General features: G+C 51.9%; 17 protein-coding genes, 2 tRNA genes, 3 rRNA genes and 1 pseudogene. 9 read left to right on the forward strand and 14 right to left on the reverse strand.

Features of this window, described 5'->3' with window-relative positions; translation table 11 throughout:
• Nucleotides 1-12: 12 nt before the first annotated feature.
• A pseudogene (locus EL143_RS02245) lies at nucleotides 13-417 on the forward strand (IS1595 family transposase); the annotation flags it as partial.
• Between the two features lie 312 nt (nucleotides 418-729).
• Here the strand turns inward: EL143_RS02245 and EL143_RS02250 are convergent.
• The 6 genes from EL143_RS02250 to EL143_RS02275 form a co-directional block, all read right to left on the reverse strand.
• Nucleotides 730-1,026, reverse strand: coding sequence for a ComEA family DNA-binding protein (locus EL143_RS02250; protein ID WP_085417575.1), 297 nt, complete (start codon nucleotides 1,024-1,026; stop codon nucleotides 730-732).
• Nucleotides 1,027-1,286: 260 nt separating this feature from the next.
• Nucleotides 1,287-1,399 (reverse strand): 5S ribosomal RNA (gene rrf, locus EL143_RS02255).
• 152 nt (nucleotides 1,400-1,551) lie between these two features.
• Nucleotides 1,552-4,438, reverse strand: a 23S ribosomal RNA gene (locus EL143_RS02260).
• Nucleotides 4,439-4,771: 333 nt separating this feature from the next.
• Nucleotides 4,772-4,847 (reverse strand) — tRNA-Ala (locus EL143_RS02265).
• 49 nt (nucleotides 4,848-4,896) lie between these two features.
• Nucleotides 4,897-4,973: transfer RNA gene (locus EL143_RS02270), tRNA-Ile, on the reverse strand.
• 103 nt (nucleotides 4,974-5,076) lie between these two features.
• A 16S ribosomal RNA gene (locus EL143_RS02275) occupies nucleotides 5,077-6,617 on the reverse strand.
• The 16S, 23S and 5S rRNA genes sit together here with 2 tRNA genes alongside, the layout of an rRNA operon.
• A gap of 541 nt (nucleotides 6,618-7,158) precedes the next feature.
• Between EL143_RS02275 and thrB the strand changes: the two genes are divergently transcribed.
• On the forward strand, nucleotides 7,159-8,082 hold the full coding sequence (gene thrB, locus EL143_RS02280) for a homoserine kinase (protein WP_085416836.1): 924 nt from the start codon (nucleotides 7,159-7,161) through the stop codon (nucleotides 8,080-8,082).
• Nucleotides 8,083-8,135: 53 nt separating this feature from the next.
• Here the strand turns inward: thrB and EL143_RS02285 are convergent, their stop codons facing one another.
• The 4 genes from EL143_RS02285 to hemL form a co-directional block, all read right to left on the reverse strand.
• A complete protein-coding gene (locus EL143_RS02285; protein WP_085416838.1) occupies nucleotides 8,136-8,372 on the reverse strand; it encodes a TM2 domain-containing protein in 237 nt (78 codons plus the stop codon).
• Nucleotides 8,373-8,541: 169 nt separating this feature from the next.
• Entirely contained in the window at nucleotides 8,542-9,114 is a 573-nt protein-coding gene (locus tag EL143_RS02290; RefSeq protein WP_372338571.1) for a 5-formyltetrahydrofolate cyclo-ligase, read from the reverse strand.
• 549 nt (nucleotides 9,115-9,663) lie between these two features.
• Nucleotides 9,664-10,842 carry a phosphoglycerate kinase gene (locus tag EL143_RS02295; RefSeq protein WP_085416844.1) on the reverse strand — a complete coding sequence of 393 codons (1,179 nt, stop codon included), beginning with the start codon at nucleotides 10,840-10,842 and terminating at the stop codon, nucleotides 9,664-9,666.
• A 161-nt stretch (nucleotides 10,843-11,003) separates the two neighbouring features.
• Nucleotides 11,004-12,287, reverse strand: coding sequence for a glutamate-1-semialdehyde 2,1-aminomutase (gene hemL, locus EL143_RS02300; RefSeq protein WP_085416924.1), 1,284 nt, complete (start codon nucleotides 12,285-12,287; stop codon nucleotides 11,004-11,006).
• Between the two features lie 196 nt (nucleotides 12,288-12,483).
• Between hemL and EL143_RS02305 the strand changes: the two genes are divergently transcribed.
• Entirely contained in the window at nucleotides 12,484-13,197 is a 714-nt protein-coding gene (locus tag EL143_RS02305) for an AzlC family ABC transporter permease (protein WP_085416845.1), read from the forward strand.
• Nucleotides 13,194-13,493 carry an AzlD family protein gene (locus EL143_RS02310; RefSeq protein WP_085416847.1) on the forward strand — a complete coding sequence of 100 codons (300 nt, stop codon included), beginning with the start codon at nucleotides 13,194-13,196 and terminating at the stop codon, nucleotides 13,491-13,493. The genes EL143_RS02305 and EL143_RS02310 overlap by 4 nt, the downstream gene beginning before the upstream one ends.
• 50 nt (nucleotides 13,494-13,543) lie before the next feature.
• Here the strand turns inward: EL143_RS02310 and lysS are convergent, their stop codons facing one another.
• Nucleotides 13,544-15,058, reverse strand: coding sequence for a lysine--tRNA ligase (gene lysS / locus EL143_RS02315; RefSeq protein WP_085416849.1), 1,515 nt, complete (start codon nucleotides 15,056-15,058; stop codon nucleotides 13,544-13,546).
• 187 nt (nucleotides 15,059-15,245) lie between these two features.
• The gene (locus tag EL143_RS02320; protein WP_126326513.1) at nucleotides 15,246-15,698 is read right to left on the reverse strand and encodes a hypothetical protein; all 453 of its coding nucleotides are present in this window, start codon (nucleotides 15,696-15,698) and stop codon (nucleotides 15,246-15,248) included.
• 290 nt (nucleotides 15,699-15,988) lie between these two features.
• On the opposite strand from EL143_RS02320, the gene EL143_RS02325 reads away from it, so the two are divergent.
• The 5 genes from EL143_RS02325 to EL143_RS02345 all read left to right on the forward strand — a co-directional run bounded on the left by EL143_RS02325 (nucleotide 15,989) and on the right by EL143_RS02345 (nucleotide 21,137).
• Nucleotides 15,989-18,151, forward strand: a complete 2,163-nt coding sequence (locus EL143_RS02325) for a primosomal protein N' (RefSeq protein WP_085416853.1) — start codon at nucleotides 15,989-15,991, stop codon at nucleotides 18,149-18,151.
• Between the two features lie 128 nt (nucleotides 18,152-18,279).
• Nucleotides 18,280-19,683, forward strand: a complete 1,404-nt coding sequence (gene dacB / locus EL143_RS02330) for a D-alanyl-D-alanine carboxypeptidase/D-alanyl-D-alanine endopeptidase (protein WP_085416855.1) — start codon at nucleotides 18,280-18,282, stop codon at nucleotides 19,681-19,683.
• A 74-nt stretch (nucleotides 19,684-19,757) separates the two neighbouring features.
• Entirely contained in the window at nucleotides 19,758-20,018 is a 261-nt protein-coding gene (gene grxC, locus EL143_RS02335; protein ID WP_085416857.1) for a glutaredoxin 3, read from the forward strand.
• Nucleotides 20,019-20,069: 51 nt separating this feature from the next.
• Nucleotides 20,070-20,537 (forward strand): protein-export chaperone SecB, encoded by a 468-nt coding sequence (secB, locus tag EL143_RS02340; RefSeq protein WP_085416859.1) that lies wholly within the window; start codon nucleotides 20,070-20,072, stop codon nucleotides 20,535-20,537.
• Nucleotides 20,538-20,759: 222 nt separating this feature from the next.
• Complete coding sequence (locus EL143_RS02345; protein ID WP_085416861.1) at nucleotides 20,760-21,137, forward strand: ACP-like domain-containing protein; 378 nt, start codon at nucleotides 20,760-20,762, stop codon at nucleotides 21,135-21,137.
• Nucleotides 21,138-21,241: 104 nt separating this feature from the next.
• Here the strand turns inward: EL143_RS02345 and EL143_RS02350 are convergent, their stop codons facing one another.
• Both EL143_RS02350 and rsmG read right to left on the reverse strand, forming a co-directional pair.
• Entirely contained in the window at nucleotides 21,242-22,015 is a 774-nt protein-coding gene (locus EL143_RS02350; RefSeq protein ID WP_085416862.1) for a ParA family protein, read from the reverse strand.
• A gap of 116 nt (nucleotides 22,016-22,131) precedes the next feature.
• Nucleotides 22,132-22,758, reverse strand: coding sequence for a 16S rRNA (guanine(527)-N(7))-methyltransferase RsmG (gene rsmG / locus EL143_RS02355; RefSeq protein ID WP_085416864.1), 627 nt, complete (start codon nucleotides 22,756-22,758; stop codon nucleotides 22,132-22,134).
• Nucleotides 22,759-22,818 lie beyond the last annotated feature (60 nt).

Consider the following 22,818-nt stretch of genomic DNA (forward strand, 5'->3'; position numbering starts at 1 on the left):
AGTAAAAATCATGGTAGGAGTGTGGTGGGTAAAGTGGTAGTTTTCGGTATCCTTAAACGCGGAGGTAAGGTTTATACGGTTGTAGTGAATAATACTCAAAAGGAAAGCTTATTTCCTGTTATTACAAGGAAAATCACGCCTGACAGCGCAGTTTATATGGATAGTTTAAGCAGTTAGACATCTTGAATGCCAATGTTTTACTACCACTGGATTAACCACAGCCAGTTATTGCCAACCGACAAAATCACATCAACAGCATTGAGAATTTTTGGAATCAGGTGAAACATGTCTTACGCAATACAACGGAGTTTACCGAAAGACTTTTCCTTTATTCTTGAAAGAATGTGAGTTTCGTTTTAACTTCGGTACACCAAAACAGCAGTTAAAAAAACTCTGCAGCTTTGGTGTGGTATTTAAGGCTAATCTACTTCAGCCTCCAATAATAAACATAGGTATATTATACGAGCATATTTAAGTAAGACTTATACACTGATTTATATGTTTATTTACTGTTTGGGATGGTTTTAGGGTATGAGGCTTTTCAAAGCGGGATGATTGAAATGGCAACGCCGAATTTCTTATCAACTTATGAACCCGAACCCTGCCTGTCCGAACAGCGTCTGCATCTTCCGTCTTATTGACGCGTTCACCTCCAGCCAGCCCGCAACAAAGGCCCGTTGACGGGCCTTTTGCACTATCGGTGTTAACAGCTTCGTTTCCAGTTAAAGGCTACTTGGCCTTGGGCTGCACCGGTTTGGCCGGTTTGGCCTTCGCCGCACCCGACACCGTCGCCTCTTCCTTCAGCTTATTGAAGATACCGTCCCCGATACCCTTCACCTTCTTCAACTCCTCCACACTTTTAAAGGCACCGTTGGCCTGACGGTATTCCACTATCGCCGCCGCCTTCGCCGGGCCGATACCCGGCAACGCCTTCAACTCCTCCGCCGTCGCCGTATTGATATTCACCGCCGCCAGCGACCACGCACACGACAACGCCGCCAACACACCCAACATCAGTTTTTTCATGTATGTTCCATCCTTAATATGATACAGCCGGTTTCCCGAATGTGTTTGGTCAATATACCGTACATAACGAGCCTCCGCCCTTTATGAACAGCCATCATAACCAAACCCTCCCGGCCTTACAAGCCGTTTTTCCCGTTATTATCAGTTTTACAACAGTTCAACTATTAAATTTTTACCCCTCTGCACCGCCATACACCCAATACCGCCAAAAGCAAAAGCGAATCCCCGATATCATACAATATCGGGGATTCTGAATGGGTGTCTGGCAGTGACCTACTTTCACATGGGTATCCACACTATCATCGGCGCTGAGTCGTTTCACGGTCCTGTTCGGGATGGGAAGGCGTGGGACCAACTCGCTATGGCCGCCAGACGTAAACTGTACAAATCGGGAAAGCCGTTATGGAAGAGTCCTTCCACTTATTTATTCTTTAATCAACTGTGATGTGTATCGTCTTCAAGACTGATATAAGCTTTCATATTCAAAGTACCGCATCCTTCAGAATGCAAAGTTCTTCAAATGATAGAGTCAAGCCTCACGAGCAATTAGTATCGGTTAGCTGCACGCATTACTGCGCTTCCACACCCGACCTATCAACGTCCTGGTCTCGAACGACTCTTTAGGAGGGTCAAGCCCTCAGGGAAGTCTCATCTTCAGGCGAGTTTCGCGCTTAGATGCTTTCAGCGCTTATCTCTTCCGAACTTAGCTACCCGGCGATGCGACTGGCGTCACAACCGGTACACCAGAGGTTCGTCCACTCCGGTCCTCTCGTACTAGGAGCAGCCCCCGTCAAACTTCCAACGCCCACTGCAGATAGGGACCAAACTGTCTCACGACGTTTTAAACCCAGCTCACGTACCACTTTAAATGGCGAACAGCCATACCCTTGGGACCGACTACAGCCCCAGGATGTGATGAGCCGACATCGAGGTGCCAAACTCCGCCGTCGATATGAACTCTTGGGCGGAATCAGCCTGTTATCCCCGGAGTACCTTTTATCCGTTGAGCGATGGCCCTTCCATTCAGAACCACCGGATCACTATGTCCTGCTTTCGCACCTGCTCGACTTGTCGGTCTCGCAGTTAAGCTACCTTTTGCCATTGCACTATCAGTCCGATTTCCGACCGGACCTAGGTAACCTTCGAACTCCTCCGTTACTCTTTGGGAGGAGACCGCCCCAGTCAAACTGCCTACCATGCACGGTCCCCGATCCGGATCACGGACCTGGGTTAGAACCTCAAAGACACCAGGGTGGTATTTCAAGGACGGCTCCACAGAAACTGGCGTCTCTGCTTCTAAGCCTCCCACCTATCCTACACAAGTGACTTCAAAGTCCAATGCAAAGCTACAGTAAAGGTTCACGGGGTCTTTCCGTCTAGCAGCGGGGAGATTGCATCTTCACAACCATTTCAACTTCGCTGAGTCTCGGGAGGAGACAGTGTGGCCATCGTTACGCCATTCGTGCGGGTCGGAACTTACCCGACAAGGAATTTCGCTACCTTAGGACCGTTATAGTTACGGCCGCCGTTTACTGGGGCTTCGATCCGATGCTTGCACATCTTCAATTAACCTTCCAGCACCGGGCAGGCGTCACACCCTATACGTCCACTTTCGTGTTAGCAGAGTGCTGTGTTTTTAATAAACAGTCGCAGCCACCGATTCTCTGCGACCCTCCAATGCTTACAGAGCAAGTCTTTCACATCGAAGGGCATACCTTCTCCCGAAGTTACGGTATCAATTTGCCGAGTTCCTTCTCCCGAGTTCTCTCAAGCGCCTTAGAATTCTCATCCTGCCCACCTGTGTCGGTTTGCGGTACGGTTCGATTCAAACTGAAGCTTAGTGGCTTTTCCTGGAAGCGTGGTATCGGTTACTTCTTGTCCGTAGACAATCGTCTTCACTTCTCGGTGTTAAGAAGACCCGGATTTGCCTAAGTCTTCCACCTACCGGCTTAAACAAGCTATTCCAACAGCTTGCTAACCTAACCTTCTCCGTCCCCACATCGCATTTGAATCAAGTACGGGAATATTAACCCGTTTCCCATCGACTACGCATTTCTGCCTCGCCTTAGGGGCCGACTCACCCTACGCCGATGAACGTTGCGTAGGAAACCTTGGGCTTTCGGCGAGCGGGCTTTTCACCCGCTTTATCGCTACTCATGTCAACATTCGCACTTCTGATACCTCCAGCAACCTTCTCAAGTCACCTTCTTCGGCCTACAGAACGCTCCCCTACCATGCACTTAGTGCATCCGCAGCTTCGGTTACAGATTTGAGCCCCGTTACATCTTCCGCGCAGGACGACTCGACCAGTGAGCTATTACGCTTTCTTTAAATGATGGCTGCTTCTAAGCCAACATCCTGGCTGTCTGGGCCTTCCCACTTCGTTTACCACTTAATCTATCATTTGGGACCTTAGCTGGCGGTCTGGGTTGTTTCCCTCTCGACAACGGACGTTAGCACCCGCTGTCTGTCTCCCATGATTGCACTTTCCGGTATTCTTAGTTTGCCATGGGTTGGTAAGTCGCAATGACCCCCTAGCCATAACAGTGCTTTACCCCCGGAAGTGATACATGAGGCACTACCTAAATAGTTTTCGGGGAGAACCAGCTATCTCCGAGTTTGTTTAGCCTTTCACCCCTATCCACAGCTCATCCCCGCATTTTGCAACATGCGTGGGTTCGGACCTCCAGTACCTGTTACGGCACCTTCATCCTGGCCATGGATAGATCACTCGGTTTCGGGTCTACACCCAGCAACTCATCGCCCTATTAAGACTCGGTTTCCCTACGCCTCCCCTATCCGGTTAAGCTCGCTACTGAATGTAAGTCGTTGACCCATTATACAAAAGGTACGCAGTCACCCAATAAATAGGCTCCCACTGTTTGTATGCATCAGGTTTCAGGTTCTATTTCACTCCCCTCCCGGGGTTCTTTTCGCCTTTCCCTCACGGTACTGGTTCACTATCGGTCGATGATGAGTATTTAGCCTTGGAGGATGGTCCCCCCATATTCAGACAGGATTCCACGTGTCCCGCCCTACTTGTCGTATACCTAGTACCACTGATGAAATTTCGAATACGGGGCTGTCACCCACTATGGCCAAGCTTCCCAGCTTGTTCTTCTATCTCAACAGCTATCATATACAGGCTCCTCCGCGTTCGCTCGCCGCTACTTACGGAATCTCGGTTGATTTCTTTTCCTCCGGGTACTTAGATGGTTCAGTTCTCCGGGTTCGCTTCGCTTATCCTATGTATTCAGATAAGGATACCGTACAAAATACGGTGGGTTTCCCCATTCGGACATCACCGGATCATAGCTTTATTGCCAGCTCCCCGATGCTTTTCGCAGGCTTACACGTCCTTCGTCGCCTATCATCGCCAAGGCATCCACCTGATGCACTTATTCACTTGACTCTATCATTTCAAGAACCTCTCTGACTTCGTTGTTTCGGCGTTGACTACCTACGTAACTTGAAGACTTTACTTTGACAAAGCTTACTGCTTGTTGTGTACTGAACTGTGCCTTTTGTGTTTCACAGCTCAGTCGATACAATCATCACCCAAATACTGCGGCTTACCTGTTACAGTAAGCCGACATTGTCTTTGTTTGTTGATTTCGGCTTTCCAATTTGTTAAAGATCAATGCGTTTATATGAAACAAACTTTTGTCTCAAACTTCGCAAATTAAAATGAGCTGCGCATTGTAGCAGCTAACTTTAATTTGTAAAGTCCTTTTATTGAAGTTTTTGGTGGAGGCAAACGGGATCGAACCGATGACCCCCTGCTTGCAAAGCAGGTGCTCTACCAACTGAGCTATGCCCCCATACTCTTACTCAAGTATCGATACTGCTTACTCTTGCTTTGAGAATGTCTGGTGGGTCTGGGAGGACTTGAACCTCCGACCCCACGCTTATCAAGCGTGTGCTCTAACCAGCTGAGCTACAAACCCAGGTCTCATCAAGCAATCTTTACAATCGCTTCTTCAATAATACCGCTTCTTCAATATACAGTTTACCGATAAGTGTGAATGCGACAAACCTGCTCTTCTCTAGAAAGGAGGTGATCCAGCCGCAGGTTCCCCTACGGCTACCTTGTTACGACTTCACCCCAGTCATGAAGCATACCGTGGTAAGCGGGCTCCTTGCGGTTACCCTACCTACTTCTGGTATCCCCCACTCCCATGGTGTGACGGGCGGTGTGTACAAGACCCGGGAACGTATTCACCGCAGTATGCTGACCTGCGATTACTAGCGATTCCGACTTCATGCACTCGAGTTGCAGAGTGCAATCCGGACTACGATCGGTTTTGTGGGATTGGCTCCACCTCGCGGCTTGGCTACCCTCTGTACCGACCATTGTATGACGTGTGAAGCCCTGGTCATAAGGGCCATGAGGACTTGACGTCATCCCCACCTTCCTCCGGTTTGTCACCGGCAGTCTCATTAGAGTGCCCAACCAAATGATGGCAACTAATGACAAGGGTTGCGCTCGTTGCGGGACTTAACCCAACATCTCACGACACGAGCTGACGACAGCCATGCAGCACCTGTGTTACGGCTCCCGAAGGCACTCCTCCGTCTCTGGAGGATTCCGTACATGTCAAGACCAGGTAAGGTTCTTCGCGTTGCATCGAATTAATCCACATCATCCACCGCTTGTGCGGGTCCCCGTCAATTCCTTTGAGTTTTAATCTTGCGACCGTACTCCCCAGGCGGTCAATTTCACGCGTTAGCTACGCTACTAAGGCATCAAGTGCCCCAACAGCTAATTGACATCGTTTAGGGCGTGGACTACCAGGGTATCTAATCCTGTTTGCTACCCACGCTTTCGAGCATGAACGTCAGTATTATCCCAGGGGGCTGCCTTCGCCATCGGTATTCCTCCACATCTCTACGCATTTCACTGCTACACGTGGAATTCTACCCCCCTCTGACATACTCTAGCCACCCAGTTCAGAACGCAGTTCCCAGGTTGAGCCCGGGGATTTCACATCCTGCTTAAGTAACCGTCTGCGCTCGCTTTACGCCCAGTAATTCCGATTAACGCTCGCACCCTACGTATTACCGCGGCTGCTGGCACGTAGTTAGCCGGTGCTTATTCTTCAGGTACCGTCATCACTCCAGGGTATTAACCCAAAGCTTTTCTTCCCTGACAAAAGTCCTTTACAACCCGAAGGCCTTCTTCAGACACGCGGCATGGCTGGATCAGGCTTGCGCCCATTGTCCAAAATTCCCCACTGCTGCCTCCCGTAGGAGTCTGGGCCGTGTCTCAGTCCCAGTGTGGCGGATCATCCTCTCAGACCCGCTACTGATCGTCGCCTTGGTAGGCCTTTACCCCACCAACCAGCTAATCAGACATCGGCCGCTCGAATAGCGCAAGGTCCGAAGATCCCCTGCTTTCCTTCTCAAAGCGTATGCGGTATTAGCCATCCTTTCGGACAGTTATCCCCCACTACTCGGTACGTTCCGATGCATTACTCACCCGTTCGCCACTCGCCACCAAAAGAGCAAGCTCTTCCGTGCTGCCGTTCGACTTGCATGTGTAAAGCATGCCGCCAGCGTTCAATCTGAGCCAGGATCAAACTCTTATGTTCAATCTCTAACTTTTTAACTTCTGGTCTGCTTCAAAGAAACCGACAAGATTTCTTGTCTGTCTTTCAAACAGTGTGGGGCTCGCCGCACCCACACTTATCGGTAATCTGTATTGTTAAAGAGCTAAACCAATCAAAACAGCACTATGCTATAATAACCGGCCTGTCAGTCACTGCCGAAGCAGCGAAGAAACCGAACTATACGCCCACACAATCACAACGTCAATACCCCAAAACAACAAAATACGGACAAATACAACAATACGCTGTTTTAACTCAATATTTAGTTTTAAACTTTGCTCTACGGAAATGCATTTTCATTCACCTCCAAACTGCAAACAGGCTTAAATTCTCTAACAAGGTGCTTTCAGAAAGCCCTGCTGTTTCATTCTATTGAAACAATAAACAAGTGTGTATATTATCTACACAAAACTTTGGTTCGAATTTGGTTCAATCATTCACAGGCTTTACAATTTACCAAATTGAATCTTTCCCTCTATAGCATCAAGATTTTAATTTATCGATCAATATTTTATTATAAATAATGTCAGTTTATACCCATGTTTCTAATGATGAAATAAATGACCTTTTGGCCTTTTATGAATTGGGTCAGTTTGTTTCTTTGCAAGGGATTGCGCAAGGTGTTACCAATAGCAATTATTTTTTAACCACTTCTTCGGGGCGCTATGTATTAACGGTATTTGAAGTATTAGAGCAACATGAGCTTCCGTTTTTCCTGCTATTGAAGAAACATTTGAACGAATCCGGAGTGGCTTGCCCCTTGCCGATACAAAGAAAAGACGGAAAATTCGACTCAACATTAGCCGGAAAACCGGCTTGCATTGTCAGTTGTTTGGATGGTTGCAATATCAGCTGGCCTACGGATTTACAATGCTTCAGCACCGGAGCGATGTTGGCAAAAATGCATATTTCCGGCCAATCATTTCCTATGAGCATGAAAAACCCCCGCTATACCGAATGGTGGAAAGCATCTGCCCAAAAGCTGTTACCTGTTTTAGACCCCAATGACGTTTTACTTTTAAAATCTGAAATTGCCGATATTGATAAGCATTCTGCCCAAGCCCTTGATTTACCTAGCGGCATTATTCATGCAGACTTATTCAAAGACAATGTATTGTTAAATGGCAATCAGATAACCGGCTTTATCGACTTTTATTATGCTTGCAATGGTAATTTCATGTATGACTTGGCCATTGCGGTTAATGACTGGGCCCGCACTTCGCAAAATATTATTGATCCGCAATTAAAATCGGCATTTCTTGAGGGTTACGAAAGCGCGCGGCCAATCAGCCGGGAAGAAAAAGAATATTTTCCGATAGCCCAGCGGGCGGGATGTATCCGTTTTTGGGTGTCGAGGTTATTGGATTTTTACTTCCCCCAAGAAGGGGAGATGACTTTTATCAAAGATCCGAACACGTTTAGAGACTTGCTTTTGTCACTAAAATAATGGCTTAAAACAGGCCGATACCTGAATAATCCGCAGGTATCGGCCCGTTAAATTTAAACCACAATTGCACCGAAAGAATCCGTAGGCTTAAACGCGGCCAGTACGCCTTCGATCACACCGATCACCGTTGGGATAGACGTGAAACTCAGCGCAACATAGAGCACCCCCATCCATATCCGGCCGGCACAGAATTTGTGTACGCCGAACGTGCCGAATAAAAGCGCCATTGCCACATACAAAGCTTTGTTGCAGGTGTGGGGGTAGATTGCCGCATAAGAAACCGTTTGCATATTTTGATTTCCTTTCCGATAGATTCATCAAAAGCCTGTTTGCCTGTTCGCACCCCAATATTCCATCTATCTCTCAGATTTAAATAGATTTTTCTGTAAAGAAACGCAAATACCTGTCTGAAACTTTTTCAGACAGGCATGGTTAGCAGCAGACTTATCGGTTACAGCCTCAAAACCATACTGCTCCCCGCTCGCTCACAAAAGCATCCAAGCGCATATCATGCGCTTCGCGCGGCAATGCCGGCACCATTTGGCAAGCAAATCCCACTCCGATTTTCAGAGGTCTGCCAAACCGTGCATACAACAGCGAAGCATCATAATAACCGCCGCCCTGCCCCAACCGGCAGCCTTGCGCATCCACGCCCACCAATGGCAGCAACATAGCATCCATATGTTCGGCACGTATTTTTTTGCCCTGGAATTGTGGAATATTCAGGCGGCCTTTGCGGTTGCGCTCAGGGCTTAAACCCGCATGGTAAGGGGTAAACCAAAGCCGCAGGCTGCGTTTTTCGATATAGGGCAGATAAACTTGCACGCCGCGCTTGAACGCGCTGCGAACCAGATCGTCCAACACCAATTCGCTGCCAACCGGCCAATATACCGCCAATTTTTTTCCGCGCTTGAGCAACTTTTTCAGATTCCGGTTGGCGGCAAGCGTGGCGCGACGGCGTTCCCGGCCGGAAAGGCTTTTGCGTGCCCGACGCAGCCGGCTGCGGATTTCGTGTTTGCTGTGCGGCATGATGGTTTCCTGATATTACCGGGTTGGTGTTTATGCCTGTCTGAAAAACAGTTCAGACAGGCATTTGTTTATTTACAGTAAGTCATCTAAAAAATCGTATGTTTAAATCATGAGTAAATCTTGGCTATTTCTGCCTGCCCGCCGGCGCCGCCGAACGGAGCGGGGTTTTCAGGGAAACAAGGCCGCTCCCGGAGTGAAGCGACTAGCGGCCGCCCCGAAAATCATGCGCAGTGAGGGCAGTTTGCGCAGCAAACCGGCAACCTCGGTCGCCTTTCTTTGCTTACTTTCTTTGGCGAAGCAAAGAAAGTAAGTGGCCGCGCGGCCATGAAGCGCAATCTTAGAAAGTAACAGAAATATGAAATTAAAGACGCGCATTGCGATAACAAACCTTAAGTGACCCACTATAGTTGATCAACTTAAATTTTACTACGGCGTTGCTGCCTTGTATTAAAAATGTGTTGATTAACTATATACTTACATAAACAATGCCTGTCTGAAAAAACTTTCAGACAGGCATTGTACGTTGTTCCCGCTAAGCGGAAAACGGTGGGGTTAACCTGCGAATTTTTCCAACGCGGCTACGGCGGGCAATTCTTTGCCTTCCAAAAACTCGAGGAACGCGCCGCCGCCGGTGGAAATGTAGCTGATTTGGTCGGTGATGCCGAATTTGGCAATGGCTGCCAAGGTGTCGCCGCCGCCGGCAATCGAGAAAGCCGGGCTTTCGGCGATGGCTTTGGCCAACACTTCGGTACCGCCAGCAAACTGGTCGAACTCAAACACGCCGACCGGGCCGTTCCACACCACGGTGCCGGCTTTCTTCAGCAAATCGGCCAATTGCTCTGCTGATTTCGGGCCGATGTCGAGAATCATCTCGTCGGCTGCTACGTCGTCGATTGATTTCACGGTCGCTTCGGCATTTTCGGCAAATTCTTTGGCCACCACCACATCAACCGGCTGCGGCACGGCGCCGCCTTTGGCCGACATTTTTTCCATGATTTTTTTCGCTTCGTCCACCAAGTCGGCTTCCGCCAGCGACTTGCCGATGGGTTTGCCTTGTGCCAGCAAGAAAGTGTTGGCAATGCCGCCGCCCACAATCAATTGATCCACTTTGTCGGCCAAGCTTTCCAAAATGGTCAGCTTGGTGGACACTTTGCTGCCTGCCACAATGGCCACCATCGGGCGTGCGGGTTCTTTGAGGGCTTTGCCCAAAGCGTCCAATTCTTCGGCCATCAAAATACCGGCGCAGGAAAGCGGCGCGGCGGTGGCAACGGCTTCGGTTGAGGCTTGCGCACGGTGCGCAGTGCCGAATGCGTCGTTCACAAACACGTCGCACAACGAAGCATAGGCTTTGCCCAGCTCGGAGGCATTTTTCTTCTCGCCTTTGTTGATGCGCACGTTTTGCAGCATGGCCACTTCTCCGGCAGCCAAATTGGGTTTGTTTTCCTGCCAGTCGTTCAACACTTTCACTTCTTTACCCAACAGGCCGCCCAGATGCGCGGCAACGGGCGCAACGTCGTCTTCGGGGTGGAATTCGCCCTCGGTCGGGCGGCCGAGATGCGACATCACAATCACGGCGGCGCCGTTGTCCAACGCGTATTTGATGGAAGCCAGCGATGCGCGGATGCGGGTGTCGTCGCTGATTTTGCCGTCTTTAAACGGCACGTTCATATCGGCGCGGATCAATACGGTTTTGCCTTGTACGTTTTGTTCGGTGAGTTTTAGAAATGCCATGTTTTGATTCCTCAGTAGTCGGATTGGATTTATTAATGTGTGATGTGATTATGCTTGATTGGGCCCGGCCGGGTAAAGGCAGCCCGGCTGGACGGTATCGGAAAAAACTTGAATGCCTGTCTGAAAGCCGCGTTACCCGCTTTCAGACAGGCACCGGCCGCTTAAACCGACATGGCGGCAAACACTTTGCGCGCTGCTTTCACGGTGTCTTCAATCAACTCCGGCGTGTGCGCGGCAGACATAAAGCTGGCTTCGTAAGCCGACGGGCCGAATGCCACGCCTTCCTCCAGCATACCGTGGAAAAAACGTTTGAAATTCTCGATATTCGAAGCCGTCATATCGGCGTAGGTTTCAGGCTTTTTGCCGGCGAAATACAGGCCGAACATGCCGCCCACCGAATCGGCGGTAAACACCGTGCCTGCCGCCCGCGCCGCTTCGGCGAGACCGTTCACCAGCTGTTCGGTGCGCGCGGTAAGGTTTTCGTAGAAACCGGGGCGCTGAATAATTTCCAGCGTTTTCAAGCCGGCAGCCACGGCAACGGGGTTCCCCGACAAAGTGCCCGCCTGATACACGCCGCCCAAAGGCGAAATGCAGGCCATGATTTCTTTTTTACCGCCAAACGCCGCCAGCGGCATACCGCCGCCGATTACCTTGCCCATGGTGGTTAAATCGGGCGTGATGCCGTGCAGCGATTGCGCGCCGCCCAAAGCCACGCGGAAACCGGTCATCACTTCATCGTAAATCAGCACGCTGCCGTTTTCTTCGGTAATCCGGCGCAGGGTTTGTACGAATTCACTGCTCGGTTTTACCAAATTCATATTGCCCGCAATCGGCTCGATAATCACGCAGGCGATTTCGTGGCCGAACCCGGCAAATGCTTCTTTCAACGCTTCGGTATCGTTATAAGGCAATACCACGGTATGTTTGGTGAAGTCGGCAGGCACGCCCGCGGAACTGGGGTTGCCGAATGTGAGCAGACCGGAGCCGGCTTTGACCAAAAGGCTGTCTGAATGGCCGTGGTAGCAGCCTTCGAATTTCACGATTTTGTCTCGGCCGGTATAGCCGCGCGCCAGGCGGATGGCGCTCATGGTGGCTTCCGTGCCCGAGCTTACCAAGCGCAGCTGCTCCACGCTCGGCAGGATTTTGGCGATTTCTTCTGCAATCACGATTTCCACTTCGGTCGGCGCGCCAAACGATAAACCGTCTACAGCCGCTTCGCGCACGGCTTCGAGCACTTCGGGATGCGCATGCCCCACAATCGCCGGCCCCCATGAGCCGACATAATCGATATATTGCTTGTCGGCCGCGTCCCACACAAACGCGCCCTGCGCTTTTTTAATAAAACGCGGCACGCCGCCGACGCTGCCGAATGCGCGCACAGGCGAGTTCACGCCGCCGGGAATAATGGCTTTGGCTCGGTTGAAAAGCTCTTCGTTGCGGTTCATAGGTTTATCCTCAGCATAATCAAAACAAGTTTTCAGACAGGCATTGCCTGTCTGAAATGCAAAACAGCGAAATCGGGATTTTAACAGATTCAATCCGCCGCCGCGCATTACAACAGCGGCATTTGCCCGAAGTTTTATCAGTTATATTCCGTTATAATGGCGCATTTTCTTCAAATTGAGTCCACGAAAGCTTCCTATGGTTCCGCCCCAACCTTCCCCAAAATCCGAATTTATACGCGGCATGAAAGAAGTGGTGCCGGTATTGTTCGGCATGTTGCCGTTTGCACTGATATTGGGTGTGCAGGGTGCAGAAAAAGGGATGAGCGTTTTGGAAATGCCTTTGATGACCGGACTGAACTTTGCCGGCGGCTCGGAATTTGCCGCTGTCGGGTTGTGGGGAGACCCGCTGCCGGTGCTGCTGATTATCGGCGTTACCTTTATGATCAACACGCGCCATATTTTGATGGGGGCGGCTCTGGCGCCTTATCTACGCCATCTGCCGATGAAAAGGGCCTTACCCGCTCTGTTTTTTATGACCGATGAAAGCTGGGCGCTGGGCATGGCCGATGCTTTGAAACGCAAGGCGCAAGGGCTGCCTGCGTTCAGCCTGCCTTATTACATGGGCACGGCACTGACTTTGTATGTGATGTGGGTATTGCTCACCGCATTGGGCACAGCTGTCGGCCCGCAATTGGGCAATGTGGAAGCTTGGGGCTTCGGCATGGCCTTTCCGGCCGTGTTTCTGGTGTTGCTGCGCGGCATGTGGAAAGGTTTCAAAGCCGCCCTGCCTTGGCTCGTGAGCCTGATTGCGGCGGCTGCGGTTTATCTCACTGTTGACGGCGCATGGTATGTGCCCGCCGGTGCGCTCGCAGGATTGGCCGCAGCTTATCTGGCGGAGGAAAGCGCATGATCAGCTGGTCTTCTTTTCTAACGATTTTGGGTATGCTGGCCGCCACTTATTCCACCCGCTTAATCGGCTTTTTCGTCCTGCGCAACCGCACGCTCGGCAAACGCGCCGCAAGAGTGATGGAAGCGGCGCCCGGCTGCGTGCTGATTGCCGTGATTGCACCGCATTTTGTGTCCGGCAAACCGCATGAACTGATTGCACTGACAATCACGCTGCTTGCCGCAAGCAGGCTTTCCATGCTGCCGACCGTATTGATTGCCGTGTTTTCCACAGGCATTTTGGGGTATGTGATGGGATAAAAAAATGCCTGTCTGAAAAGCTTTTCAGACAGGCATTTGGCTATCTTGCTTTATTCGGGGCGCATTTGCGGGAATAGAATCACATCGCGGATAGACGGCGCATCGGTGAGCAGCATCACCAAGCGGTCCAAGCCGATGCCGCTGCCGCCGGTGGGGGGCAGGCCGTATTCCATGGCGCGGATGTAGTCGGCATCGTAGTGCATGGCTTCGTCGTCGCCGGCATCTTTCTGCGCCACTTGCGCTTTAAAGCGGGCGGCTTGGTCTTCGGGGTCGTTCAGCTCCGAATAGCCGTTGGCCAACTCGCGGCCGACGATAAACAGCTCGAAGCGGTCGGTTAAGCCGGGTTTGGTGTCGGATGCGCGCGCCAGCGGCGACACTTCCACCGGATAGTCGATGATAAACGTCGGGTTCCACAGTTTGCTTTCCGCACAGCCTTCAAACAAGGCCAATTGCAGGCTGCCGATACCGGGCGACGGCGGGATTTTTTCGCCGTGTTTCACGATCTCTTTTTTCAGCCATTCGGCATCGTTCAACTGCTCGTCGGTGTAGTGCGGGTTGTATTTTTTGATGGCTTCGAGAATGGTCAAACGCTCGAACGGGCTTTCCAAATCGACTTCTTTGCCGTTGTAGCTCACTTTGGCGGTGCCGCACACTTCTTTGGCGGCATGGCGGATCACGCCTTCGGTCATTTCCATCATGCGCTCGTAAGTGCAGAACGCTTCGTAGAATTCCATCATGGTGAATTCTGGGTTGTGGCGGGTGCTCATGCCTTCGTTGCGGAAGCTGCGGTTGATTTCAAACACGCGCTCCAAACCGCCCACAACCAAGCGTTTCAGATACAACTCGGGGGCGATGCGCAAATAAAGCGGCATGTCGAGCGCGTTGTGGTGGGTAACGAAGGGCTTGGCCGTGGCACCGCCGGGAATCGGGTGCATCATCGGGGTTTCCACTTCGAGATAACGCTCGTTAACCATGTAGTTGCGCACGGCTTGGATGATTTTGCTGCGTTTGATGAAAGTGTTGCGCGAATCTTGGTTGGTAATCAGATCGGCGTAACGCTGGCGGTATTTCTGCTCTTGGTCGGTCAGGCCTTTGTGTTTGTCGGGCAGCGGCCGCAGCGATTTGGTGAGCAGATGCAGCTTGGATGCACGCACGGTCAATTCGCCGTGGTTGGTTTTGAACAGCGTGCCTTCCACGCCGATGATGTCGCCCAAATCCCAATGTTTGAAGGCGTTGTGCACGTCTTCGCCCACGCCTTGATTGTTCACATACACTTGAATCTGGCCGCTCACGTCTTGGATGGTGGCGAAGCTGGCTTTACCCATGGCGCGTTGCAGCATCATGCGGCCGGCCACTTTAACGGGGATTTCCTGCGGGTCGAGCTCGGCTTTTTCCAGCGAACCGTATTGCGCCTGCAAATCGCCGGCAAAGGCATCACGCTTGTATTGGTTGGGGAAGGCGATGCCGTGTTTGCGCAGTTCGTTTAATTTTTCGCGGCGCAGGGCGATGATTTGGTTTTCGTCTAATTGGGGTTCTTCGGTTTGGGGATTGTGTGGTTGACTCATTCTGCTTTTCCGAAAATTCAGGCAGTTACATACCGCCTGTTAATCAAATTAAACCGAGCATTTTACGCCGGTTCGGTGCGTTTTAAAAGCATAGCCGACAGAAAATGCCTGTCTGAAAACAAGCTACACACGCTTCTGCGGAGCCAAAAGTTTCAGACAGGCATTTGAAAACCAAACCAGCTTCTAATCAAGCGGTATTGGGTTTTCCATCACAACAGTATTTCTTGAAAACCCATAATGCAGCAAAAAAAGCCGGCAGCAGGTTCGAAATCAATAAAAGGTACAGAATATATCTGTTGGTTCTTTTGTATCGCATCTCAATTTCTTCTTTGTGTTTTACATTATCAATGATTACATCTGCATCATTTAGCGGGTTGGCAAATCTCATATACAGCACAAAACCGGAACGGTCGCTCATTTTGATATATTTTAGCTCTCGTGCCGAAAGTGCGGCATTGAAATAAGGTTCACATACCGAATAATTCAAACCGACACAACTTCCTTGATACTCATTAATGGCATCACTGATTAAGAGCAGTTTTTCATAAGGCCTGCCGACAACTTCAACCGAAACATTTTCCATTAAGATTTCTTGACGGTCATAAATACCGAAAATGGGTTTTACCTCCAACAAACCCATACAGAAAATATCGAAAAACACCGCACAAAATAGCCAACATAAAGCTAATTTTCCCGGATTATCAAATTGAAGTCTGTTACATAAGCGTACACATATTCTATTCATGATGAGATTACAAATAAATTGACAGTTTCAAAGCCATAAACCCATTCAAGCATTTTAAAGTTTTCCCAATTCAAAACCAATTCATCTCTACAATGCCTGTCTGAAAACAAGCTACGCGCGTTTCTGCGGAGCCAAAAGTTTCAGACAGGCATTTTCCCGTTCCAATCCGTTTTATAATACCCGCCATGATTTACCACCATATCGCCCTCAACGTTCCCCTCGGCCTGCTCACTTATGCCCACCCCGCCCCCATCCCGCCCGGCACGCGGGTGGCGGTGCCTTTTCGCGGCAAGCCTGCGGTGGGGGTGGTTTGGGCGCATTCGGTGGCGCCGGATATCGAGGTGTCGAAAATTCTGCCGGTGCAGGAAGTTTTTGACGCGGAACTGCTTTTGCCGGAAAACTGGCGCGCGCTGCTGGATTTTGTGGCGCGTTATTATCTCTACCCGCTCGGGCAGGCGGTGTTTGCGGCGCTGCCTCAGGGTTTGCGGGAAACGAAAGCGGTGGAGCCGCCGCAACTGCCTGTTTTTTATACGCTCAATGAGCAGGGCCGTGCGGATGAGCCGCCGCCGGAGCGCTTTCATAAGAAACGTGCGCTGTGGCTGGCTTTGCGTGAAGGTGCAAAGGATATGGCCTGTCTGAAAACGGTTCATCCGCAGGCAGCGAAGTTGGTGGCCGAATGGTGCGGGGCGGGTTGGATTGAGCGGAGCCGCGCCGCAGACCCGGTAATTCCGCCGGCGGAATATGCGTTAAACGAAGCGCAGCAGGCGGCTTCGGATGCGGTTCAGACAGGCATCGGCGGCTTTCAAACGTTTCTGCTCTACGGCGTCACGGGCAGCGGCAAGACGGAAGTGTATTTTGATGTGATGGCCGAGGTGTTGGCTTCGGGCAGGCAGGTTTTGTTTTTGCTGCCCGAGATTAATCTGACGCCGCAATTGCTCAAACGCGTGCAAACGCGGTTTGCGCACGTTCCCACCGCCGTGCTGCACAGCCAAACCGCCGCGGGCAAACGCACGCAGGATTATCTGCGCGCGCTCACGGGGCAGGCCAAGCTGGTTATCGGCACACGGCTGGCGGTGTTTACGCCGCTGCCGGATTTGGGCTTGATTGTGGTGGACGAAGAACACGATGCTTCGTTCAAACAGGATAACGAGCTGCGCTACCATGCCCGCGATTTGGCGGTGTGGCGCGGCAGGCAGAGCGTCTGTCCTGTGATTTTGGGCAGCGCCACGCCGAGTTTGGAAAGCTGGCACAAAGCGCAAACGGGCGCTTACCGGCTGCTTGAGTTGAACAAGCGCGCCCACACCGCCGCGCGCCTGCCGCAAGTGGATATTTTGGATGTGCGCCGCGTGAAGCTGGATAACGGTTTTTCACCGCAGGCCTTGAAGCTGCTGCAAGAAAACCATCGGCAAGGCGGCATGTCACTGGTTTATCTCAACCGCCGCGGCTTTGCACCGGCGCTGTTTTGCGGCGACTGCGGCCATATTTTCGGCTGCCCGCGCTGCTCGGCCAAGATGGTGCTGCACCAGCGCGCGCGCCAGCTGCGTTGCCATCATTGCGATTTCAGACAGGCCATTCCTTATAAATGCCCGGATTGCGGCAATCAGGATTTGACCGCGGTCGGCCAGGGCACGCAACGCGTGGAAGAAACGCTGCGCACATTCCTGCCGCAGGCACGCATCGCCCGCGTCGACCGCGACAGCACGTCCAACAAAAACGATTGGGCGGCTTTGTATGAACATATTGCTGCCGACAGCATCGATATTCTGGTCGGCACGCAAATGCTGGCCAAGGGGCACGACTTTGCGCGGCTGAATCTGGTGGTGGTGCTCAACGCCGACGGCTCGCTTTACAGCGCGGATTTCCGCGCACCGGAGCGCTTGTTTGCCGAGCTGATGCAGGTTTCCGGCCGTGCCGGGCGCGCCGATACGGCGGGGCGCGTGTTAATACAAACCCAATTGCCCGAGCATGCCGTGTTCGCCGCCGTGAAAGCGCAAAATTACCGCGCGTTTGCCGACGCCGAGTCGGCAGAGCGGAAAATGTTCGGCATGCCGCCTTTCGGTTTTCAGGCAGCCGTCCGCGCCGATGCGCCCAAAGTAGATGACGCTGTGCGCTTTCTCAACGAAATCAAAGCCGTGGTCGAGCCGCTGTTGCCGGAAGACACCGCCCTGCTCGGCCCCGTGCCGATGATGATGGTGCGGCTGGCGGAGCGCGAACGCGCGCAAGTGTTTATCGAATCGGCCTCCCGCAAAAACCTGCACCGCGCCGCCGCGATGTGGCTGCAAGTATTGCAAAGCTACCGCGGTTCGGCGGTAAGGTGGTCGGTGGATATCGACCCGATGGAGATGTAGCAACCGATGCCTGTCTGAAAAGCCGATTCGCTGCCGCACGGTTGGTTTTTAATGATGCCGCGTGCCGTTTTCAGTAAAATCCGCATGGTATTTCAATCTCACAAAACACACGATAACGATACGGAAAAATGAACACACAATGCCTGTCTGAAAAGCGGATGCGCCGCTTTCTGCTCTCCGCCCTGCTCCTGCTGCCCGCTGCCGCATCCGCGCTCGACACCGGCACGATTCCGCCGCAGGAAATCGCGGTGTATGTGCAAGACCTCAACAGCAAAACCGTACGCGTGGCGCATCAGGCCGACGCCTCGTTCAACCCGGCTTCCACCATGAAGCTGGTTACGGCGTTTGCCGCGTTCAACGCACTGGGGCCGGATTTCCGCTGGCAAACCGAATTCAAATCCGCCGCCCCCGTAAGCGGCGGCAGCCTGAACGGCGACATCTATTGGGTGGGCAGCGGCGATCCGGTTATGGATCAAGATGACCTCATCGCCGCGCAGCAGCAATTGCGCGACAAAGGCATCAACCGGATTACCGGCTCGCTGGTGTTCGACCGCAACATCTGGGGCAACGCAGGTACCGCACACGGTTTTGACGACGATGCCGGCGAAGCCTTTACCACCGATCCCGACCCGCAAATGCTGGCTTACAAAGTGGTGTGGCTCAAACCCGCATTCAACGAAGCCGGCCTGCCCGTGATAACCACCAACCCGCCTCTGCCCGATGTGGCGCAAAACAACCAAGTGCGCTTCACCCCCTTCGGCACCTGCCGCTCGCTCAAACGCTACCTTTCCGCCAAATATGAAAACGGCGTGCTGCACATGAGCGGCACGCTGCCCGAAGCCTGTATCGGCCAAGAAACCTTTATCAACATGCTCGACACGCAGGATTTTGCCGCCAAAAGCTTTGTCAACCAATGGCGTGCCGCAGGCGGACAGATGGCATCCGGCTACCGCGTCGGCACCGCGCCGGCCGATGCAGCCACCCTGGCCGTGCACCGCTCCCCGCCTTTGCGCGAAGCCTTAACCAGCATGAACAAGCTTTCCAACAACGTGATTGCCCGCACCGTATTCCTCACCATGGGCGAGCGCGCCGCCGACAACCAAACCGGGCAAAACGCCCAAGCCGCCGTGCGGCGCGAGCTGGTTAAAGCCGGCCTCGACGACGAAGCCCTGATTCTGGAAAACGGCTCCGGTCTCTCCCGCCGCGAGCGGCTGACCGCCCGTTTTCTCGGCGAACTGCTGGCCAAAAGCTACGAAAGCCGTTTCAGACAGGCATTTATCAACACCCTGCCCATCGCCGGCACCGACGGCACCTTGGAGCATCGCTTCAAAAGCCGAAAGGGCGAGCTTTACCTCAAAACCGGCACCTTGAAAAACGTGCGCGCCTTGGCAGGCTACTACCTGCCCCACCATGCCAACAGCTCGCCGCTGGCCGTTGTCGTGTTGGTCAACAGCCCGAAATCCGACTATTATGTCAACGAAATCGACAAAATCGTAGAGCGCCTCCTGCCGCCTCCGCAACCGGCACAATAATTTTCAGACAGGCATCTTGTAAAAACACACCTCAGGCTCCATACTGCAACCATCATCAAGCAGGAATTACCGCCATGCAACCCGTTACCATGTACACCGGCTCCTACTGCCCCTATTGCGGCATGGCCAAAAGACTGCTCAGCCAACTTGGCGTGAGCGAAATCAAAGAAATCGACATCAGCCGCGACAGCGCCGCTTTTGCAGAGATGCAACAGATTACCGGCCAGCGCACCGTGCCGCAGATTTTCATCGGCGACACCCATGTGGGCGGCTTTACCGATATGCAGGCGCTGCACAAAAAAGGCGGCCTCGTCAGCTTACTCAACGGTGAATAGCGCACCGTTTCCTTTTCCAACCTTAAAAACCTCATAAAAGCGAGACAAATAATGAGCGAACAAGATCAAGTTCAAGACCAAGTCCAACAAGAAAACCAGCCCGTGTTCAGTATTGAAAAGCTGTATGTAAAAGACATGTCGCTGGAAGTGCCGCACGCACCCAAAGTATTTTTAGAACAAAGCGAACCGAATGTGGATATGCGCGTAGCCACCGAAAGCCAAAAGCTGGAAGACGAATTCTACGAAGTGAGCGTAACCGTAACCGTAACCGCCAAGCTGGCGGAAGAGCGCGTGATGTTCCTCAACGAAGTGACCCAAAGCGGCATCTTCCGCCTGGCCAACATTCCCGAAGAAGATTTGCAGCTGCTGCTTGCCGTAGCCTGCCCCAACATCCTCTTCCCTTACGCGCGCGAAGCCGTGTCTTCCACCATTACCCGCGCCGGATTCCCGCCGGTATTGCTCGCACCGATCAACTTCGAAGCGCTCTACCAGCAGCAGCAAGAGCAAGGCAACGCTTAATCGTTCCAATGCCGCACCATGCCTGTCTGAACCATGTTTCAGACAGGCATGGTTATTTAAGCAAAAAATAATTCCCGTTACTTTTATGCTTTTTAACTCAACATTACACCGTGTCTCTATTACAAAACATACACCTATGTATAATCACTTTCCGGCACGTCCCTGATGATTCTATCGGTGCCCCATACATTAATATGTCATTCATTTTAAGGAAACAATGATATGAAAAAATTATCTGCTGCATTATTGGCTTGTTCTTTGCTTGCTTCAGGCCTTGCCCATGCCGAAAACCCAGCCGGTAAAGCCGTAAAAAAATCAGTGGTAACTTACTCTTGCCAACAAGGTAAAAAACTGAAAGTAACTTACGGTTTCAACAAACAAAACCTGCCTGTATACGCATCAGCCTATATGCACGGCAAAACCCGCTACATGCCGATCAACCTGAATGTTTCGGATAATGTTGATACCGTGTTCGGTGATGAAAACAATTTTAAACTGAGTACCAACTATCTGGACCGCGCAAATCACCGCAAAAATTCTGTAATGGTCACCTCCCCAGGCCAAGAAATCATTTTCAAAGGCTGTAACCCCAAACGTTAAAACCTGACAGGCTGACGCAGATAAACATCCGACTCAGCCCCAAAACCGATTAAGTAATGCCTGTCTGAAAGCTTTTCAGACAGGCATTATCGTATTCATACAGCTTATTTCGTTTTCGTTCTGGTCAACACTTCCTGAGCCAATTCCTCATAAGCCACCGCACCTTTGGCTTTGGCGTCGTAAGCCAAAATCGGCATACCGTGGCTGGGCGCTTCGGCCAAGCGCACGTTTCTCGGAATCGTCGTGGCAAACAATTGCTTGCCGAAATGGGTTTGCAGCTGCTCCGACACATCTTGCGAAAGGCGGCTTCGGCTGTCGTAAAGCGTGCGCACGATACCGAGGATATCCAACTGCGGATTAATGGCTTGGCGGATTTTGCGCACGGTTGCCACCAAATCGGAAATACCTTCCAGTGCATAATATTCGCATACCATCGGCACAATCACGCCGTTGGCCGCCACCAGGCCGTTTAAGGTCAGCAGCGTCAGTGTGGGCGGGCAATCGATTAACACATAATCATAATCGTCGGCCACTGCCGCCAGCGCATTTTTCAGGCGCATCTCACGGGCGATTTCCTGCACCAATTCCACTTCCGCACCGGCCAGCGCACGGTTGGCCGCCAACACATCATAACCGCCGCTCTCGCTGCGCAATACAGCCTCTTTCACTTCGGATTCGCCCAATAAAACCTGATAAATCCCGTTGGAGATGGTGTTTTTCTCGATACCGCTGCCGGTGGTGGCATTGCCTTGCGGGTCTAAATCCACCACTAAAACACGCTGACCGGCGGCGGCAAGCGAAGCGGCAAGGTTAACGGCGGTGGTGGTTTTGCCCACTCCGCCTTTTTGATTGGCAATCGCGATAATGTTTATGCTCATGATGTTGGCCGGTGAATGTGAAAACTGGGTGGAATTGTACCTTTATTCTTTTGAAAAAGGTATCTGCGGCTTGCGTGTGCGGCAAAAAGCCGCCTTAAAGGCGGCTTGCGGGCAGTTTATTTTTTCGGGCGCATCACCACCATATGCCGCTCGGCATTGAGCATGGGCACATCCAGCTTTTCTACGCACGCCACTTCCACATTGTCGGGCACATGCTCCAGCTCTTCGTAAGGATACACGCCTTTCATCGCCGCCCAATAGCCGTTTTCGTTCAACAGATGTTTGGTCAGCGCGATAAAGTCGGCCAGCTCGGCGAACGCGCGGCTGGTTACCACATCCACTTTTTTATCATGCATCGCTTCCACGCGGCCGCTGGCCACGGTAACGTTGTTTAAACCCAGCTCGATAACGGCCTGCTGGAGGAAGGTGGTTTTTTTGGTGTTGGAATCCAAAAGCGTAATCTGCAAATCCGGCCGGCAAATGGCGGTGGGAATGCCGGGCATACCGCCGCCCGAGCCTACGTCCATCAGGGTTTTGGCGTCTTTCACATAGGGCAGCAGCGTGAGGCTGTCGAGCACATGGTGGCTGATCATGGTGTTTTCGTCGCGCAGGGCGGTAAGGTTGTATGTGCTGTTCCATTTTTTCAGCAGCGCCACATATTCGAGCAGCAGCAATTGCTGCGCGGTGGTGAGTGAAAGCCCCATTTCTTGCAGGCCGGTTTGCAGTTGTTGCTTATTATCCATTGTTTTTCCTTATTCTTAATTTGCTGTAATAGTAACGGAAAACGGGAGATTGATGGCATG

It is taken from the genome of Neisseria canis (assembly GCF_900636765.1).
Taxonomy (GTDB): Bacteria; Pseudomonadota; Gammaproteobacteria; order Burkholderiales; family Neisseriaceae; genus Neisseria; species Neisseria canis.

Coding starts and splice junctions, on each gene's coding strand:
- EL143_RS02250 (WP_085417575.1), bottom strand. CDS start 1,026: ATGAAAAAACTGATGTTGGGTGTGTTGGCGGCGTTGTCGTGTGCGTGG.
- thrB (WP_085416836.1), top strand. CDS start 7,159: ATGTCAGTTTATACCCATGTTTCTAATGATGAAATAAATGACCTTTTG.
- EL143_RS02285 (WP_085416838.1), bottom strand. CDS start 8,372: ATGCAAACGGTTTCTTATGCGGCAATCTACCCCCACACCTGCAACAAA.
- EL143_RS02295 (WP_085416844.1), bottom strand. CDS start 10,842: ATGGCATTTCTAAAACTCACCGAACAAAACGTACAAGGCAAAACCGTA.
- hemL (WP_085416924.1), bottom strand. CDS start 12,287: ATGAACCGCAACGAAGAGCTTTTCAACCGAGCCAAAGCCATTATTCCC.
- EL143_RS02305 (WP_085416845.1), top strand. CDS start 12,484: ATGGTTCCGCCCCAACCTTCCCCAAAATCCGAATTTATACGCGGCATG.
- EL143_RS02310 (WP_085416847.1), top strand. CDS start 13,194: ATGATCAGCTGGTCTTCTTTTCTAACGATTTTGGGTATGCTGGCCGCC.
- lysS (WP_085416849.1), bottom strand. CDS start 15,058: ATGAGTCAACCACACAATCCCCAAACCGAAGAACCCCAATTAGACGAA.
- EL143_RS02320 (WP_126326513.1), bottom strand. CDS start 15,698: ATGGGTTTGTTGGAGGTAAAACCCATTTTCGGTATTTATGACCGTCAA.
- EL143_RS02325 (WP_085416853.1), top strand. CDS start 15,989: ATGATTTACCACCATATCGCCCTCAACGTTCCCCTCGGCCTGCTCACT.
- dacB (WP_085416855.1), top strand. CDS start 18,280: ATGAACACACAATGCCTGTCTGAAAAGCGGATGCGCCGCTTTCTGCTC.
- grxC (WP_085416857.1), top strand. CDS start 19,758: ATGCAACCCGTTACCATGTACACCGGCTCCTACTGCCCCTATTGCGGC.
- secB (WP_085416859.1), top strand. CDS start 20,070: ATGAGCGAACAAGATCAAGTTCAAGACCAAGTCCAACAAGAAAACCAG.
- EL143_RS02345 (WP_085416861.1), top strand. CDS start 20,760: ATGAAAAAATTATCTGCTGCATTATTGGCTTGTTCTTTGCTTGCTTCA.
- EL143_RS02350 (WP_085416862.1), bottom strand. CDS start 22,015: ATGAGCATAAACATTATCGCGATTGCCAATCAAAAAGGCGGAGTGGGC.
- rsmG (WP_085416864.1), bottom strand. CDS start 22,758: ATGGATAATAAGCAACAACTGCAAACCGGCCTGCAAGAAATGGGGCTT.